The 4614-nt window shown below is 76.1% G+C and carries 3 protein-coding genes and 1 pseudogene; all 4 read left to right on the top strand.

All coding sequences use genetic code 11. From position 1 onward, the window contains the following. The coding region (locus G3I53_RS01330; protein WP_164437940.1) for a beta-N-acetylglucosaminidase domain-containing protein at positions 1–2760 on the top strand (2760 nt) is incomplete at its 5' end. A gap of 116 nt (positions 2761–2876) precedes the next feature. Continuing rightward, positions 2877–3410 (top strand): PadR family transcriptional regulator, encoded by a 534-nt coding sequence (locus tag G3I53_RS01325; protein WP_164333738.1) that lies wholly within the window; start codon positions 2877–2879, stop codon positions 3408–3410. Continuing rightward, the gene (locus G3I53_RS01320) at positions 3407–4147 is read left to right on the top strand and encodes an ABC transporter ATP-binding protein (RefSeq protein ID WP_164333737.1); all 741 of its coding nucleotides are present in this window, start codon (positions 3407–3409) and stop codon (positions 4145–4147) included. Before G3I53_RS01325 ends, G3I53_RS01320 begins: the two co-directional genes overlap by 4 nt. 11 nt (positions 4148–4158) lie before the next feature. Next, positions 4159–4614: pseudogene (locus G3I53_RS01315) on the top strand (ABC transporter permease); the annotation flags it as partial.

Raw genomic sequence — 4614 nt, 5'->3', positions numbered from 1 at the left:
AACGGGGCGCCGGTCGCCGTGACCGACGAGGTCGCCGTGATCGCGCAGGACGGCACCGACGGGGCCACGCTCGACGCGGTGCGCGCGCTGTTGCGACGGGCGGGCGCGAGCCGGTTCACCGCCCCCGGCGCACCGGTGCCCGAGGGGGCGCTCGTGGTGCGGCTGGGCGCGCACCGGCAGACGGACGACCCGCTGCACGCCCTGCCCTCGGGCGGCTACACCCTGAGCGTCGGCGACGGCCGGGTGACCGTCACCGGGGCGGGCCCGGACGGCCTGTTCCACGCGGTGCAGACGCTGCGCACGCTGCTGCGCCCCGACGGCCGGTTCACGGCGGCCGTGGTGCGGGACTGGCCGGCGACGGCGGTGCGCGGTGTCACGGAGGGTTTCTACGGCGTCCCCTGGTCGCACGGGCAGCGGCTGGCGCAGCTGGACTTCATGGGCCGCACCAAGCTGAACCGGTACCTGTACGCACCGGGCGAGGACCCCTACCGGCAGGCGCGCTGGCGGGAGCCGTACCCGGCCGAGCGGCGCGCGGAGTTCCGGGAGCTGACCGAGCGGGCGGCGCGCAACCACGTCACGCCGGCCTGGGCGGTGACGCCGGGCCAGGCGATGTGTTTCGCCTCGGACACCGATCTGCGGGCGCTGACGCGGAAGCTGGACGCGATGTGGGCGCTCGGCTTCCGGGCGTTCCAGCTGCAGTTCCAGGACGTCAGTTACACCGAGTGGCACTGCGGGGAGGACGCCGACCGGTTCGGCACCGGACCGGAGGCGGCGGCGCGGGCGCAGGCGCACGTGGCGAACGCGGTGGCCCGGCACCTGGCGGACCGTCACCCCGGTGCCGCGGCCCTGTCGTTGATGCCGACCGAGTTCTACGAGGACGGCTCGACCGCCTACCGGCGTGCGCTGGCCAAGGCGCTCACGGCGGACGTGGAGGTGGCCTGGACCGGGGTGGGCGTGGTGCCGCGGACCATCACCGGCGGCGAACTGGCCGAGGTGAAGGGCGTGTTCGGGCATCCGCTGGTGACGATGGACAACTATCCGGTCAACGACTACGCGCCCGGCCGGATATTCCTCGGCCCCTACCAGGGCCGTGAGCCGGCCGTCGCGGCGGGTTCGGCGGCGCTGCTGGCGAACGCGATGGAGCAGCCGCAGGCGTCCCGCATTCCGCTGTTCACGGCCGCCGACTTCGCCTGGAATCCGCGCGCCTACCGCCCGCAGGAGTCCTGGCGGGCCGCGATCGCCGACCTGGCCGGCGGCGACGCCCGGCGCGAGGAGGCGCTGGCGGCGCTCGCGGGCAACGGCGCGTCCTCGGTGCTGGGCGCCGAGGAGTCGGCGTATCTGCGTCCGCTGCTGAAGGAGTTCTGGGCCTCCCGCACCGGGGGCGGTGAGAAGGCCGCGCGGGCGGAGCAGCGGCTGCGCGAGGCGTTCGACGTGCTGGGCGAGGTCCCGGAGCGGCTGGACGGCACTCCGCTCGCGGAGGAGGTCTCGCCGTGGACGGAGCAGCTGGCCCGTTACGGCACGGCCGGGACGGCGGCGCTGGACATGCTGCGCGCGCAGGACGCCGGGGACGCGGGCGCCGCCTGGGCCGCGTACCGGAAGCTGGGCCGGGAGCGGGCGCGCCTGGAGGCGGCCCGGGTGACGGTCGGCAAGGGGGTGCTCGACCCGTTCCTGAGCCGGGCGCAGAAGGCGTACGGCACATGGGCGGGGATCGGTCACGAGCCGCCCGCGCAGGCCGGTGAGGCGGCCGGTGACCGCACGCTGCGGCTGCCCCGGGCGCGCGCGGTGAGCACGGTGACGGTCCTGGCCGATCCGGGCACCGGGGGGACGGTGGAGGTGCGCGTCCCCGGGGAGGGATGGCGCCGCGTGGGGCCGCTCGACCGGTCGGGTGCCACGGAGCTGCGCGCGGACCGGCGCGCGGACGCCCTGCGGGTCACCGGCGCGGACGCCCGCCGGGTGCGTCACCTGGTCCCCTGGTACGCGGACGCGGACGCGGTGTCCCTGAAGCTGCCCGGGGAGCGTGCCGACGCGGACATCGGCCGCACCCGGCGGCTGACGGCCACCCTGGGCTCCCTGCGTCCGGCCGATGTGCGGGGCCGGGTGACGGCGGACGCGCCGGAGGGTGTCAGGGTGCGGGTTCCGGAGGGGACGCTGCGGGTGCCGCGGGGCGGGTCGGTCGAGGTGCCGGTCGAGGTGACCGTCGAGCCGGGCACGCCGTCCCGTGCGTACGAGGTGCGGCTGGGCTTCGGCGGGGTGAGCCGGACGCTGACGGTGCGGGCGGTGCCGCCCACGGGGGGACCGGACCTGGCCCGCACCGGCCGGGCGCGTTCCTCGGCGGACGAGACGCCCGACTTCCCGGCGTCGGCGGCCAACGACGGTGACCCAAAGACGCGTTGGTCCTCGCCGGTGAAGGACGACGCGTGGTGGCAGGTCGACCTGGAGCGGCCGGTGCGGTTGGGCCGGGTCGAGCTGCACTGGCAGGACGCCCACCCGTCGGCGTACCGGATCCAGGTGTCCCCGGACGGCCGCCGCTGGCGTACGGCGGCCACGGTGCGGGACGGGCGCGGCGGCCGGGAGACGGTCCGCATGGACGAGCGGGACGTGCGGCACGTCCGTGTCCAGGGCGACAAGCGGGCGACGCCGTACGGCTATTCGTTGTGGTCGGTGGAGACGTACGCGGTCGCGGAGCAGGGCGGGGGCCCGGAGTCCGGGGCGTCGGACGGCGCCGGGACGGGTACCGGCGGGGAGGGCCGGGGCGGCTGACCCGCCTGGGCGCGCGGCCCGCTCGGCGGCGGGCCGTGCGGACGTGTGGACGTGCGGAGAGGTCCTCCCCGCGGCACTATTCACTCAGTACATGTACGTAGTGCATACTGAGGTTCATGAGCACCCGTCACATCCTGTTGGGGCTGCTCGCCTCGGGGCCGGGTCATGGCTATGACCTGAAGCGACGCCATGACGAACGCTTCCCGCAGGCCCGGCAGCTGGCCTACGGGCAGGTGTACACGACCTTGCAGCGGCTGGTCCGCGACGGACTGGCCGAGGTGGAGGGGACCGAGTCGGACGGCGGCCCGGAACGCACCACCTACCGGACGACCGAGAAGGGCGCGCGCGAACTGGCCCAGTGGGCCGCGCAGATCGCCCCGCCCGCACCCTTCGTGACCAACGAGATCTTCGCCAAGGTCGTGGTGTCGATCCTGTCCGGCGGCGACCCGGCGGCCTACCTGCGCGCCCAGCGGGCCGCGCACATGGAGCGCATGCGGGAGCTCACCGCGGTGAAGACCGCCCCGGGCGCGGACCTGTCGACCGTGCTCTCGGCGGACTTCGCCCTCAACCACCTGGACGCCGACCTTCGCTGGATGACCACGACGGCGGCCCGGCTCACCACCCTGACCGCGGAGGTCGACGCAGCATGAACCACGGGGACGACGACCGGACCGCCACGCGCGGCGGTCCCGGCAGCGGCGGGACGGACGGCGCACCGCTCCTCACGGGCGGCGGCCTGGTCAAGAGCTACGGGGCCACCGCGGCCCTGCGGGGCGCCTCCGTCGAGCTGTGGCCCGGCGAGATCGTCGCGGTGACGGGCGCCAGCGGCAGCGGCAAGTCGACGCTGCTGCACTGCCTCTCGGGCATCGTCCGGCCGGACGGGGGCTCGGTGACGTATGCCGGCGAGCGCCTGGAACAGGCGTCGGAGGAGCGGCTGAGCGAGCTGCGGCGGACGGACTTCGGGGTGGTGTTCCAGTTCGGCCAGCTCATCCCGGAGCTGACCGCGCTGGACAACGTGGCGCTGCCGCTGATGCTGGCGGGCGCCACCCGGGCCGGGGCCCGCGAGACGGCGGGGACGTGGCTGGAGCGGTTCGGGGTGGGTGAGCAGGGGGACCTACGGCCCGGGGAGATGAGCGGCGGGCAGTCCCAGCGGGCCGCGCTGGCCCGCGCCCTGGTGACCGGCCCGAGGGCGGTGTTCGCCGACGAGCCGACCGGCGCCCTGGACTCGCTCGCGGCCGAGCAGGTGATGACGTCCCTGGTCCGCACCGCCCGCGAGGCGGGCACCGCGGTCCTGCTCGTCACCCACGACGCCCGGGTGGCCGCCTACGCGGACCGCGAGGTGCAGCTGCGGGACGGCACCGTGGCCCCGCTGGGGGTGACGGCGTGAGCGGCGGCTCCCTGCGCACCGATCTGCGGCTGGCCTGGCTGCTGACCCGGGGCTCCGACCGCAAGGAGGGGTGGCGGATCGCGCTCACCGCGACCGGGGCGGCGCTGGCCACCGGGTTCGCGCTGGCGGCCGGCGCGCTCACGGCCCTGGGCGACGGCCAGTACCACGTTCCCGTCGCGGCGGGCCTGCTGGACCAGCCGGGCACCCGGGCCGGCGTGATCGTCGCCCTGCTGCTCCTGCTGGTCCCGGTGCTCGGTTTCCTGGGCCAGTGCACCCGGATCGGGGCCGTGCACCGCGACCGGCGGCTGGCCGGACTGCGGCTGGCCGGTGCGACGCCCGGGCAGGTGCGGCGGATCGCCGCGCTGGAGACCGGTCTGGCGTGCGCGCTGGGCTCCGTCGTCGCGACCGCCGGCGCGGTGGTGGTCCTGCTGCGGCAGTGGCAGCGGCCGACGCCCACCGCCTGGGCG

Source organism: Streptomyces sp. SID14436 (genome assembly GCF_010548465.1).
GTDB lineage: Bacteria > Actinomycetota > Actinomycetes > Streptomycetales > Streptomycetaceae > Streptomyces.
This window is presented reverse-complemented; position numbering and strand designations above follow the sequence as displayed.